A 13362-nucleotide genomic window follows, 5' to 3' on the forward strand; every position below is an offset into this window, starting at 1 on the left:
CTCACGCAGAGGGCCAACGTCGTCCCTCGGCACATGTACATGCCAGATGACGACGACGGGAGAGCCGATGCGTACGCCGCGCCAGCCGTCCCAGCATTCCGCGAATGGCCAGAACTGGTCCTTCATGGATGCTCGCCCTGCTGCGCAGGGTATGTACGACCCCCGCAACGAGCACGACGCCTGCGGCGTCGGTTTCGTCGCCACTCTCACCGGCGAGGCGTCGCACAACCTGGTCGACCAGGCGCTCACCGTGCTGCGCAACCTGGAGCACCGCGGTGCCACCGGCTCCGAGCCCGACTCGGGCGACGGGGCGGGCATCCTCTCCCAGGTGCCCGACACCTTCTTCCGCGAGGTGGCCGAATTCGAGCTGCCCGAGGCCGGGGCGTACGCCGTCGGCATCGCCTTCCTGCCGGTGGACGGCACCGAGGACGCCGTCTCGCGGATCGAGGCGATCGCGGCCGAGGAGGGCCTGACCGTCCTCGGCTGGCGCGAGGTTCCGGTCGCCCCGCAGATGCTGGGCGCCACCGCGCGTTCGACCATGCCGGTCTTCCGCCAGGTCTTCGTGGCCGACGGCGTCTCGCAGGGCATCGCCCTCGACCGCCGCGCCTTCGCGCTGCGCAAGCGCGCCGAGCGCGAGGTCGGCGTCTACTTCCCGTCGTTGTCCGCGCGGACCATCGTCTACAAGGGCATGCTGACCACCGGCCAGCTCGAGCCGTTCTTCCCGGACCTGTCCGACCGGCGCTTCGCCTCCGCGATCGCCCTCGTGCACTCCCGGTTCTCCACGAACACCTTCCCGAGCTGGCCGCTGGCCCACCCGTACCGCTTCGTCGCGCACAACGGCGAGATCAACACGGTCAAGGGCAACCGCAACTGGATGCGCGCCCGCGAGTCCCAGCTCGCCTCGGACCTGTTCGGCTCGTCCTCGGACCTGGAGCGGATCTTCCCGGTCTGCACGCCGGACGCCTCGGACTCCGCCTCCTTCGACGAGGTGCTGGAGCTGCTGCACCTCGGCGGGCGTTCGCTGCCGCACTCGGTGCTGATGATGATCCCCGAGGCGTGGGAGAACCACGACTCCATGGACCCGGCCCGGCGCGCCTTCTACCAGTTCCACTCCACGATGATGGAGCCCTGGGACGGCCCCGCCTGCGTCACCTTCACCGACGGCACCCAGGTCGGCGCCGTGCTCGACCGCAACGGTCTGCGCCCCGGCCGCTACTGGGTCACCGACGACGGCCTCGTCGTCCTCGGCTCCGAGGTCGGCGTGCTCGACATCGACCCGGCCAGGGTCGTCCGCAAGGGCCGCCTCCAGCCCGGCCGGATGTTCCTCGTGGACACCGCCGAGCACCGCATCATCGAGGACGACGAGATCAAGGCCCGGCTCGCGGCGGAGAAGCCGTACGCCGAGTGGATCGAGGCCGGCGAGATCGAGCTGTCCGACCTGCCCGAGCGCGAGCACATCGTGCACACCCACGCCTCGGTCACCCGCCGCCAGCAGACCTTCGGGTACACCGAGGAGGAGCTGCGCGTCATCCTCGCGCCGATGGCCAAGGCCGGCGCCGAGCCGATCGGCTCCATGGGCACGGACTCGCCGATCGCGGCGCTCTCCGACCGCCCGCGGCTGCTCTTCGACTACTTCACCCAGCTCTTCGCCCAGGTCACCAATCCGCCGCTGGACGCGATCCGCGAGGAACTGGTCACCTCCCTGCGCTCGTCGCTCGGCCCGCAGGGCAACCTGCTGGAGCCGTCGGCCGCCTCCTGCCGCAGCGTCCTGCTGCCCTTCCCGGTCATCGACAACGACGAGCTGGCCAAGCTCATCCACATCAACGCCGACGGCGACATGCCCGGCTTCAAGGCCGCGACCCTCTCCGGCCTCTACCGGGTGCACGGCGGCGGTGACGCCCTCGCCGCGCGCATAGAGGAGATCTGTGCCGAGACCGACGCCGCCATCGAGAACGGCGCCCGGCTGATCGTCCTCTCCGACCGCCACTCGGACGCCGAGCACGCCCCGATCCCGTCGCTGCTGCTCACCTCGGCCGTCCACCACCACCTCATCCGCACCAAGCAGCGCACCGAGGTGGGCCTGCTGATCGAGGCCGGCGACGTCCGCGAGGTCCACCACGTCGCCCTGCTCATCGGCTACGGCGCCGCGGCCGTCAACCCGTACCTCGCCATGGAGTCCGTCGAGGACCTGGTCCGCGCGGGCACCTTCCTGCAGGCGGTCGACGGCGAGCCCGAGCAGGCCATCCGCAACCTGATCTACGCCCTCGGCAAGGGCGTCCTCAAGGTGATGTCCAAGATGGGCATCTCCACCGTCGCCTCCTACCGCGGCGCCCAGGTCTTCGAGGCCGTCGGCCTCGACCAGGAGTTCGTCGCGACGTACTTCAACGGCACGGCCACCAAGATCGGCGGCGTCGGCATCGACGTGATCGCCAAGGAGGTCGCCGCCCGGCACGCCAAGGCCTACCCGGCCAGCGGCATCGCGCCGGCGCACCGTGCCCTGGACATCGGCGGCGAGTACCAGTGGCGCCGCGAGGGCGAGCCCCACCTGTTCGACCCGGAGACGGTCTTCCGCCTCCAGCACTCCACGCGCTCCGGCACGTACGACATCTTCAAGAAGTACACCGAGCGCGTGAACGAGCAGTCCGAGCGCCTGATGACGCTGCGCGGCCTGTTCGGCTTCCGGAGCGACCGGCAGCCGATCCCCGTCGACGAGGTCGAGCCCGTCTCCGAGATCGTCAAGCGCTTCTCCACCGGCGCCATGTCGTACGGCTCCATCTCCCAGGAGGCGCACGAGACCCTCGCCATCGCCATGAACCAGCTGGGCGGCAAGTCCAACACCGGCGAGGGCGGCGAGGACCCGGAGCGCCTGTACGACCCGGCGCGCCGCTCCTCGATCAAGCAGGTCGCCTCCGGCCGCTTCGGCGTCACCAGCGAGTACCTGGTCAACGCGGACGACATCCAGATCAAGATGGCGCAGGGCGCCAAGCCCGGCGAGGGCGGCCAGCTGCCCGGCCACAAGGTGTACCCCTGGGTCGCCAGGACCCGGCACAGCACTCCGGGCGTCGGCCTGATCTCGCCGCCGCCGCACCACGACATCTACTCCATCGAGGACCTGGCCCAGCTGATCCACGACCTGAAGAACGCGAACCCGCAGGCGCGGATTCACGTCAAGCTGGTCTCCGAGGTCGGCGTCGGCACGGTCGCGGCGGGTGTGTCCAAGGCGCACGCGGACGTCGTCCTCATCTCCGGCCACGACGGCGGCACGGGCGCCTCCCCGCTCACGTCGCTCAAGCACGCCGGCGGGCCCTGGGAACTCGGCCTCGCCGAGACCCAGCAGACCCTGCTGCTCAACGGCCTGCGCGACCGGATCGTCGTCCAGACCGACGGCCAGCTCAAGACCGGCCGGGACGTCGTCATCGCCGCGCTGCTCGGCGCCGAGGAGTTCGGTTTCGCGACCGCGCCGCTCGTCGTCTCCGGCTGCGTCATGATGCGCGTCTGCCACCTGGACACCTGCCCGGTCGGCATCGCCACCCAGAACCCGGTGCTGCGCGACCGGTTCTCCGGCAAGGCCGAGTACATCGTCAACTTCTTCACGTTCATCGCCGAAGAGGTCCGCGAGATCCTCGCCGAGCTGGGCTTCCGCTCCATCGAGGAGGCCGTCGGCCACGCCGAGACCCTCGACGTCACCCGCGCGGTCGACCACTGGAAGGCACAGGGCCTGGACCTGGAGCCGCTGTTCCACGTGCCCGCGCTGGCCGAGGGCGCGGTGCGCCACCGGACCGTCGCCCAGGACCACGGTCTGGAGAAGGCGCTCGACAACCAGCTGATCAAGCTCGCGTCGGACGCACTGGCCGCCCCCAGCGCCACCGACGCCGCGCCGGTGCGCGCCCAGGTCGCGATCCGCAACATCAACCGCACGGTCGGCACCATGCTCGGCCACGAGGTGACGAAGAAGTTCGGCGGCGCCGGCCTGCCCGAGGACACCGTCGACATCACCTTCACCGGCTCCGCCGGCCAGTCCTTCGGCGCCTTCGTCCCGCGCGGCGTCACGCTGCGCCTGGAGGGCGACGCCAACGACTACGTCGGCAAGGGCCTGTCCGGCGGCCGCATCGTCGTCCGCCCCGACCGGGGTGCCGACCACCTCGCCGAGTACTCCACCATCGCCGGCAACACCATCGGCTACGGCGCCACCGGCGGCGAGATGTTCCTGCGCGGCAAGGTCGGCGAGCGCTTCTGCGTCCGCAACTCCGGCGCGCTGGTCGTCTCCGAGGGCGTCGGCGACCACGGCTGCGAGTACATGACCGGCGGCCACGCGGTCGTCCTCGGCGAGACCGGGCGCAACTTCGCGGCCGGGATGTCCGGTGGCGTCGCGTACGTCATCGACCTCGACCGCGACAACGTCAACGCCGGCAACGCCGGCGCCATCGAGGCGCTCGACGACGCCGACAAGCAGTGGCTGCACGACGTGGTGCGCCGCCACCGGGAGGAGACGGGCTCCACGGTCGCCGAGAAGCTGCTCGCCGACTGGCCCACCGCCGTGGAGCGCTTCGGCAAGATCATCCCCAGCACGTACAAGGCAGTGCTCGCCGCCAAGGACGCCGCCGAGCGAGCCGGTCTCTCCGAGACCGAGATCACCGAGAAGATGATGGAGGCGGCGACCAATGGCTGATCCCAAGGGCTTCCTGAACCACGGCCGCGAGGTCGCCAAGACCCGCCCCGTCGAGGAGCGCGTCAAGGACTGGAACGAGGTCTACGTCCCCGGCTCCCTGCTGCCGATCATCAGCAAGCAGGCCAGCCGCTGCATGGACTGCGGCATCCCGTTCTGCCACAACGGCTGCCCGCTCGGGAACCTGATCCCCGAGTGGAACGACTACGCCTACCGCGAGGACTGGTCGGCCGCGCAGGAGCGCCTGCACGCCACCAACAACTTCCCGGAGTTCACCGGCCGCCTGTGCCCGGCCCCGTGCGAGTCGGCGTGTGTCCTCGGCATCAACCAGCCGGCGGTCACCATCAAGAACGTCGAGGTCTCGATCATCGACAAGGCGTGGGAGACCGGGGACGTCGCCCCGCAGATCCCGGAGCGCCTGTCCGGCAAGACCGTCGCGGTCATCGGCTCGGGCCCGGCGGGCCTGGCCGCCGCCCAGCAGCTCACCCGGGCCGGCCACACCGTCGCCGTCTACGAGCGCGCGGACCGCATCGGGGGCCTGCTGCGCTACGGCATCCCCGAGTTCAAGATGGAGAAGCGGCACATCAACCGCCGCATCGAGCAGATGCGCGCGGAGGGCACCCGCTTCCGCACCGGCGTCGAGATCGGCCGCGACCTGAAGGCCACCGACCTCAAGAAGCGCTACGACGCCGTCGTCATCGCCGCCGGTGCCACCACCGCCCGCGACCTGCCGGTCCCCGGCCGCGAGCTCAAGGGCATCCACCAGGCGATGGAGTACCTGCCCCTGGCCAACAAGGTCCAGGAGGGCGACTACGTCACCGCCCCCCTCTCCGCCGAGGGCAAGCACGTCGTCGTCATCGGCGGCGGCGACACCGGCGCCGACTGCGTGGGCACCGCCCACCGCCAGGGCGCGGCCTCCGTCACCCAGCTGGAGATCATGCCCCGGCCGGGCGAGGAGCGGGACGCGGTGCGCCAGCCGTGGCCGACGTTCCCGATGCTCTACAAGGTCACGAGCGCCCACGAGGAGGGCGGCGAGCGCGTCTACGCCGTCTCCACCACCCACTTCGAGGGCGACGAGGACGGCAACGTCCAGTGGCTGCACATGAGCGAGGTCGAGTTCATCGACGGCCGGCTCACCCCGAAGCCGGGCACCGAGCGCAAGATCCCGGCCCAGCTGGTCACCCTCGCGATGGGCTTCACCGGCACCGACCGGGAGAACGGACTGGTCGACCAGTTCGGCCTGGAGCTGGACGAACGCGGTAACATCGCCCGGGACGCCGACTTCCAGACCAACGTGCCGGGTGTGTTCGTCGCCGGTGACGCCGGCCGCGGCCAGTCGCTCATCGTCTGGGCGATCGCGGAGGGCCGCTCGGCCGCCCGCGGCGCCGACCGCTTCCTGACCGGAGCCAGCGAACTGCCGGCCCCGATCCGCCCGACGGACCGCGCCCTCGCGGTCTGAGGGTCGGAACAACCGAAAAGCGTCCCGCACAAAGGCGTGCGGAACACTGATGGCGCCTGCCCCGTCCCCGACCGGACGAAGGGGCAGGCGCCGTCGCATGCTCAGGGCAGCTTGTAGGTGGCCCCGTACACCTCCCACACCAGCGGCGTGTCCAGCTCCATGTTCCCGGCCTCCAGGAACCGGCGCTGCGCCGTGTCGACGCGGGAGGTGTCGGTGCCCGGACGCTTCGCCCGCATGGCGGCGCGGCGGACGTCCAGGAATGCGTTCAGGTAGGTCTTCTCGTCGCCGCCCTGCCCCGGCGTCTTCGCCTTGCGCATGGTCCGCTCGCGCAACCCGTAGAAGCCCTCGGCGTCCGTGTCCGGCCCGTGGAAGACCATCGCGTCGAAGTAGACGAACTGCCCCAGCGTGCCGAGGCCGTCCAGCTTCGCGAGGCGCACCGCCGGTTCGAAGTAGACCCGGTCGCGCTCCGTCTCCTGGGCCTCGCGGAACGCCGGCAGCTCCGCCTCCGCCCGCCAGGCGGCCGTGAAACCGGGGTCCAGCCCCTCGTGCGAGTCGGTGCCGTCCACCTCGCGCAGGGCGGGCAGATAGGCCGCGAGACCGTTGCCCGGGTGGGCCTCGGTGTAGCGCTCGACCAGCGCCAGCAGGTCGTGCGTGCCGGTACAGAAGCCGATGATGCCCGCCGTGTAGCCGCACCCGTCGCCGACGTCGTCGATGGTGCCGTACGAGGTGCGCCACTGCGTGGTCGAGGCCTCGGCGCTGGACACCAGCTGCTGGGCCAGCTCCTTCTTCGCGGGAGCGGCGAGCCCCGGCGGCCGGCCGGCGACGATCGCGTCGTCCGCCGCCCGCTCCTGCTCCGCCCGGTTCTTGGCGTCCTCGCGGGACGACGGGGCGCCGGCCACGGGCGGCGTCGCCGGGGCGTCCGCCGAGTCCGCCGGCATGACGAAGTACACCCCCGTGGCGATCACTGGAACGGCCGCGAGGAGCAGCACACCGGCACGTTTCATAGGGGAATACCTCCGCCTGTCAGGACCGACACCTTGATCGCCGCCGCCGTCACCGCTGGCGGCACCGCCAACCCCGCGCACGCACCGGTCCGCACCGCCGACCGCCGGCCGTCCCGGGGCGCGTGCGCGGTCGCCAGGGCCGGCGCTCCGCCCGCCGGCGGAGCGCCGAGGCGGCCCTGCCAGGAGGCGGGCTCCGCGGACACCGCCGGCCACCGCGGCAGGAAGGCCGCGTAACGGTGGGCCGAGGCCTGGCGGGTGGTGACGGTGGAGTCGGAATCCACGGCCGGCTCCTCGGGACGGGACGGACGGTGCGCCGGTGGGGACGACGGCGAACAAAATAGCGAATGCCTGTGGACGAGCTGAGAGGCGGGGTGGGCCGTGCCGTAACCTCGGCAGTCACGTGCCGTACGTCCGGGGCAGGGGGAGTCCGCATGGCCGCGATCAGTCTCACGAAGGTGCGGGAGACGGCGCCCGCGCTGGTCGGTCCGTACGAGAGCGCCGGGGTGTCGCTGCGGAAGCACGGCCTGGCGGGGACCAGGGCCGCGGTCTACCTCGTCGTCGACTACTCCGGTTCCATGAGGCCGTACTACGCGGACGGCAGCGTGCAGGGACTCGCCGAGCGGGTGCTGGGGCTGTCCGCCCACCTCGACGACGACGGCACCGTGCCGGTGGTGTTCTTCTCCACGGACGTCGACGCCGTCACCGAGATCGCGCTCGCCGACCACCGGGGACGGATCGAGCGGATCGTGGCCGGCCTCGGGCACATGGGCAGGACCAGCTACCACCTGGCCATGGACGCCGTCATCGACCACTACCTCGACAGCGGCACCCGCCACCCCGCCCTGGTCGTCTTCCAGACCGACGGCGGACCCGTCAACAAGCTCGCCGCGCAGCGCTACCTGTGCAAGGCGGCCCCGCTGCCCCTGTTCTGGCAGTTCGTCGGATTCGGCGACCCCGGCAGCCGCCAGTTCGACTACCTGCGCGCACTCGACGAACTGCCGGTGCCGGAGAAGCGGGTCGTCGACAACGCCGGGTTCTTCCACGCGGGCCGCGACCCGCGGAAGGTGACCGACGACGAGCTGTACGACCGCCTGGTGGGGGAGTTCCCCCAGTGGCTGGCGGCCGCTCGCGCGCAGGGCATCGTACGACCGGCCTGAGATGGTCCGAGGCGGTCCGAGACGGTCCGAGGATGCTCCGAGGACGGCTCGAATCGGCCCGAGGACGGTCCGAGGCGACCCCGAGGACCCGAGGCGGCCCGGGACACGGCCCGAGGCGGCCCGGGACGGTCTCAGTGGGCCAGGGAGAACCCCAGCACCACACCCGCCGACACCTCCACCATCCCCGGCGCCAGGTCACCGGCCGAACCGCCGTCCCCGCCGCCGTGGCCCCGGTACTGGTGGAACGACTCGGCGTCCACGTCCTGGATGTGCACCACCGGGCCCAGCCGCACGCCCGCCGCCTCCGTGTACACCTCGGCCTTGCGACGGGCGGCGGCCACGGCCCTGCGGCGGGCCTCGTCGCGCATCGCCGGCTTGTCGTGCACGTCGAACACGACGTCGTCGATCCGGTGCGCGCCCGCGTCCACCGCGTCCACGATCAACTGCTGCAGACCGTCCAGCGCCGCCGTCTCCACGGTGTACGAGGCCTGGCAGCGGTAACCGAGGAACGTCCGCTCACCGCCGTAGCCGTACTCCGAGCTGAGCCGGAGCCGGGAGCCCGAGACCGAGGCGTCCGGCAGGCCGTGCCGGCGCAGCACCTCGCGCAGCCCGGCCACGGCTCTGCCGGCCACCTCGAAGGCCCGGTCGGGCGCGGGCTCCAGCACGTCCACCGCCAGACTCACCCGCGCCAGCTGCGGCTCGACCCGCACACTGCCCGCGCCGGACACACTGAGCCCCCAGGGCTCGCCGATCGTCTCCGTCATGCGGGCATTGAAGCATCGTCCACCCGTTCTAGGTGTCGCATTCCAGGACCGTCCGGCACAGCCCGCACCGCGCCCGCACCCGCCCCCGCACCGGCACCCTGATCCGCTGGTGACAGGTCGGGCAGGGGAACGACACCCGCAGCGGATCGCGCCCGTCCGCCGTGAAGGAGTACGGCCCCTCCGCCGGAAGGGCGGCGGCGCGCGGGTCCTGGGCGTGGCGGCGGTCCCGGGCGTAGCGGCGGCGGCCCGCCCAGCCGGCCGCCGCCAGCGGCGGCTGCCGCCCGTCCCGGCGGGCCCGGGCCAGGCCCCGCACATACGCCGTGTGGGCCTGCGGACTGGTGAACCACACCGAGGGGTCCTCACCGAAGACCAGCGCCCGCTTGGCCACCACGTAGCCGAACTCCTCCGGCGTCAGATACCCCAGCTTCTGCGACGACACCGGGTCCTCCCGGTAGGCGTCCAGCAGCAGCCAGCCGGCGCCCAGGTAGGCCGCCGCCGTGTCGGTGAGGATCTCGTTGTCCCGGGTGCCGGGGAAGGACAGGCCCAGGCGGTGCAGGTACACGTGCATCACCTCGTGCGCCAGCGCCGCCCCGATGTCCCGGCGATGCGTGCGGAACCGGTCGTTCAGCTCGATGAAGTACTCGGGCCCCGCCGCCAGCTCGACACTCGCCGCGTGCGTCATCTCCCGGAAGGAGACGATCATCCGGGCATCGGGCAGCCGGTAGTGACGCACCAGTTCGTGGGCCACCCGCTGCGCGCCCGGATACAGGTCGTCGGTGTCGCGGAACGCCACGTCGGCCGGGGCCACACTGGCCGAGAACATCCGCACGGTGTCGTACGACAACCGCCGGTACAGCGCCGTGACGGCGGCCCGCACCGTCTCCAGGTGCGGGTAACCGTGCTCGACCGGTCCGCCGTTCGCCACGCCTGAACCCCCGGGACGCCTGAAGCCTCCTCCCACTGTACGAGGAGCGCTCCACCGGTCGTACGGGAAGCGCCGCGCCACCGGCCGTACGGGAGGCGCCGCGCCGTCCGGCGCGCACCGTTCGCCAAGCCCGGCCCGGCCCGGCCGCCGGAAACGGAGCCGTACCCGGAGGCCACGAGGACGGGTACGTCCACAAGGGCGTCGGCACGGGACCGGACGCCGCCGGACGGGTTCTCGGGGCCTGAGACGGACTGCGACCGCCCGGCGTCCGCCCGTAGGGTGGGCGCCCATGACCACCAGCAACACCGGTACCGCTGCCGCCGACCCCGCCGTCCGCGAGGAACTGGCCCGACTGCGGGACAGCATCGACAACATCGACGCGGCCGTCGTCCACATGCTCGCCGAGCGCTTCAAGTGCACCCAGCAGGTCGGCCACCTCAAGGCCCGGCACCAGCTCCCGCCCGCCGACCCGGCCCGCGAGGCGAAGCAGATCGCCCGGCTGCGCGCGCTCGCCGAAAGCGCCAAACTGGACCCGGCGTTCGCCGAGAAGTTCCTGAACTTCATCATCGCCGAGGTGATCCACCACCACGAGCGCATCGCGGAGAGCAACGGCGACGACGGCACACCCCCCGCCTCCCGCTGACCCCTCCGCTCCCACCAGGGGGGGGGCGCACGCCGGGGAGCGCGCCGGGCCCCCGACGGACCGGACATACCCCGCGTACGGAACCGCCTCTGTGCCCTGCCGACCCCATCAGGCAGCATGGCGTCCATGTCCGTACTGACGCGCGACGAAGCGCAGACCCGTGCCCGGCTCCTCGACGTCCACCACTACGCGATCGACCTCGACCTGACGCGGGGCGAGGACACCTTCGACTCCCGCACCGTCGTCCGGTTCACCGTCCGCGGCGGGACGGGCACCACGGAGACCTTCGTCGAGGTCAAGCCCGCCGAGCTGCGCACCGCCACCCTGGACGGACACCCCCTCGACCCGGCCGCCCTGGCCGGCGACCGGCTCACGCTGAAGAACCTCACCCCCGGCGAGCACGAACTGCGCGTCGAGGCGGCCATGCACTACTCCCGCACCGGCGAGGGCATGCACCGCTTCACCGACCCCAGCGACGGCGAGACATACGTCTACACGCAACTGTTCCTGGACGACGTCCAGCGCGTCTTCGCCGCCTTCGACCAGCCCGACCTGAAAGCCGTCTTCGACCTGACCGTCACGGCACCCCGGGGCTGGACCGTCCTCGCCAACGGCACCACCGAACACACCGGCGACGGCCACTGGAAGGCCGCCACGACCCCACCGATCTCCACCTACCTGGTCGCCGTCGCCGCCGGACCCTGGCACTCCGTGCGCACCGAGCACCGCGGCCTGCCCTTCGGCATCCACTGCCGCCGCTCCCTCGCCCCCCACCTGGACGCCGACGCCGAGGAACTGCTCGAGGTCACCCGCGCCTGCTTCGACCGCTACCACGAGAAGTTCACCGAGCCCTACCCCTTCGACTCCTACGACCAGGCCTTCGTCCCCGAGTTCAACGCCGGGGCCATGGAGAACCCCGGGCTGGTCACCTTCCGCGAGGAGTACGTCCACCGCTCCGCCGTCACCGACGCCGAGCGGCAGCTCCGCGCCGTCGTCATCGCGCACGAGATGGCCCACATGTGGTTCGGCGACCTCGTCACCCTCAAGTGGTGGGACGACATCTGGCTCAACGAGTCCTTCGCCGAGTACATGGGCTACCAGGTCGTCGCCGAGGCCACCCGCTTCACCGGCACCTGGACCGACTTCGGCGTCGCCCGCAAGCCCTGGGGCTACGACGCCGACCAGCGCCCCTCCACCCACCCCGTCGCCCCCGAGAACGTCGGCGACACCGCCTCCGCCCTCCTCAACTTCGACGGCATCTCCTACGCCAAGGGCGCCTCCGCCCTGCGGCAACTCGTCACCTGGCTCGGCGAGAAGGACTTCCTGGCCGGCATCAACATCCACTTCGACCGGCACAAGTTCGCCAACTCCACCCTCGCCGACTTCATCGACTCCCTCGCCGCCGCCACCGACCGGGACGTCCACGCCTGGGCCGACGCCTGGCTGCGCACCACCGGCGTCGACACCCTCACCCCGCACGTCACCGGCGAGAACGGCAGCCGCGTCCTCACGGTCGACCGCACCGGCACCCGGCCCCACCGCATCGCCGTCGGCCTCTACGACCAGGACCTCACCGACGAGGGCCGGCTCACCCTGCGCGAACGCCTCCACCTCGACGTCCCCCAGGGTGAACCCCGGCCCATCGGCAAGCTCCCCGCGCTGATCGTCCTCAACGACGGCGACCTGAGCTACGCCAAGATCCGCTTCGACCCCCACTCCTTCCACGGCCTGCGCACCGACCTCTTCGGCATCCCCGGCCCGCTCACCCGCGCCGTGGTCTGGAACGCCCTCCGGGACGCCGTCCGCGACGGCGAACTCCCCGCCGGCGCCTACCTGGACATCGCCCGCGCCCACCTCCCGCGCGAAACCGACCTCGCCCTCGTCGACGGCGTCCTCACCTTCGCCACCGCCCAGGTCGCCGACCGCTACCTCACTCCCGAGCAGCGGCCCGCCGCCCTGACGACCCTCACCGAGCTGTGCCGCGACCTCATCCGCCGCACCGAGGACGGCGACCACCCCGGGCTGCGCCTCATCGCCGTACGCCACCGCATCGCCACCGCCGCCCACCCCGACACCATCGCCGCCTGGCTCGCCGACGGTACCGTCCCCGGCGGTCCCGAACTCGACCCCGAGCTGCGCTGGCGCATCCTCACCCGTCTCGCCGTCCTCGGCGCCACCGACGAGACCGCCATCGCCGCCGAACTCGAACGCGACCCGAGCGCCACCGGCCGGGAAGGCGCCGCCCGCTGCCGCGCCGCCCTCCCCGATCCCGGGGCCAAGAACCGGGCCTGGGAGGCCATGTTCGCCTCCGACGACCTCTCCAACTACCTGTTCACCGCCACCGCCCAGGGCTTCTGGCAGCCCGAGCAGGCCGATCTGGTACAGGATTTCGTACCGCGCTACTACCCCGAGGCGGTCGCCGTCGCCGCCCGCCGCGGCCCCGCCATCGCCGATGCCGCCGGCCGCTGGGCCTTCCCCGCCCACGCCGTGGACGCCGGCAACCTGCGCCTCGGCCAGGCGTGCCTGCGCGACGCCGAGCCCCTCCCCGCCCTGCGCCGCAAGCTCACCGACCAGCTCGACGACCTGGCCCGCGCCCTGCGCGTACGGGAGCCGGACACCCGCTGAGCCCGCACGCGGCCGGTCCCCTCCCGCCGGGGCGGCCGGCCGCGGGCATCCCCCTTTCGGGTTGACATCGTTGGGCTGTCCGGGCGTACCCGCGCCACCCCGTGCAGGCTGGAACCCCC

At 72.1% G+C, this 13362-nt stretch carries 9 protein-coding genes; 5 read left to right on the forward strand and 4 right to left on the reverse strand.

Features of this window, described 5'->3' with window-relative positions:
* Positions 1-124 precede the first annotated feature (124 nt).
* The gene (gltB, locus tag ACVV2G_RS02585; RefSeq protein ID WP_453840886.1) at positions 125-4669 is read left to right on the forward strand and encodes a glutamate synthase large subunit; all 4545 of its coding nucleotides are present in this window, start codon (positions 125-127) and stop codon (positions 4667-4669) included.
* Positions 4662-6125, forward strand: a complete 1464-nt coding sequence (locus ACVV2G_RS02590) for a glutamate synthase subunit beta (RefSeq protein ID WP_453840887.1) — start codon at positions 4662-4664, stop codon at positions 6123-6125. The genes gltB and ACVV2G_RS02590 overlap by 8 nt, the downstream gene beginning before the upstream one ends.
* Positions 6126-6226: 101 nt before the next feature.
* Here the strand turns inward: ACVV2G_RS02590 and ACVV2G_RS02595 are convergent, their stop codons facing one another.
* Both ACVV2G_RS02595 and ACVV2G_RS02600 read right to left on the reverse strand, forming a co-directional pair.
* Positions 6227-7129 carry a chitosanase gene (locus ACVV2G_RS02595; protein ID WP_453840888.1) on the reverse strand — a complete coding sequence of 301 codons (903 nt, stop codon included), beginning with the start codon at positions 7127-7129 and terminating at the stop codon, positions 6227-6229.
* Positions 7126-7410 carry a hypothetical protein gene (locus tag ACVV2G_RS02600; protein WP_453840889.1) on the reverse strand — a complete coding sequence of 95 codons (285 nt, stop codon included), beginning with the start codon at positions 7408-7410 and terminating at the stop codon, positions 7126-7128. The genes ACVV2G_RS02595 and ACVV2G_RS02600 overlap by 4 nt, the downstream gene beginning before the upstream one ends.
* 150 nt (positions 7411-7560) lie before the next feature.
* Here ACVV2G_RS02600 and ACVV2G_RS02605 point away from each other — a divergent pair, with 150 nt between their 5' ends.
* The gene (locus ACVV2G_RS02605) at positions 7561-8286 is read left to right on the forward strand and encodes a vWA domain-containing protein (protein WP_453840890.1); all 726 of its coding nucleotides are present in this window, start codon (positions 7561-7563) and stop codon (positions 8284-8286) included.
* Positions 8287-8417: 131 nt separating this feature from the next.
* On the opposite strand, the gene ACVV2G_RS02610 is transcribed toward ACVV2G_RS02605, so the two are convergent.
* Together ACVV2G_RS02610 and ACVV2G_RS02615 are read right to left on the reverse strand one after the other, a co-directional pair.
* Positions 8418-9050 carry an SIMPL domain-containing protein gene (locus tag ACVV2G_RS02610; RefSeq protein ID WP_453840891.1) on the reverse strand — a complete coding sequence of 211 codons (633 nt, stop codon included), beginning with the start codon at positions 9048-9050 and terminating at the stop codon, positions 8418-8420.
* A 28-nt stretch (positions 9051-9078) separates the two neighbouring features.
* Positions 9079-9975, reverse strand: a complete 897-nt coding sequence (locus ACVV2G_RS02615) for a hypothetical protein (protein WP_453840892.1) — start codon at positions 9973-9975, stop codon at positions 9079-9081.
* A 289-nt stretch (positions 9976-10264) separates the two neighbouring features.
* On the opposite strand from ACVV2G_RS02615, the gene ACVV2G_RS02620 reads away from it, so the two are divergent.
* Entirely contained in the window at positions 10265-10618 is a 354-nt protein-coding gene (locus ACVV2G_RS02620; protein ID WP_453840893.1) for a chorismate mutase, read from the forward strand.
* 126 nt (positions 10619-10744) lie between these two features.
* Positions 10745-13243 (forward strand): aminopeptidase N, encoded by a 2499-nt coding sequence (gene pepN, locus ACVV2G_RS02625; protein WP_453840894.1) that lies wholly within the window; start codon positions 10745-10747, stop codon positions 13241-13243.
* The last annotated feature ends 119 nt before the right edge of the window (positions 13244-13362 follow it).

The sequence above is a fragment of the Streptomyces sp. JK94 genome (genome assembly GCF_053613315.1).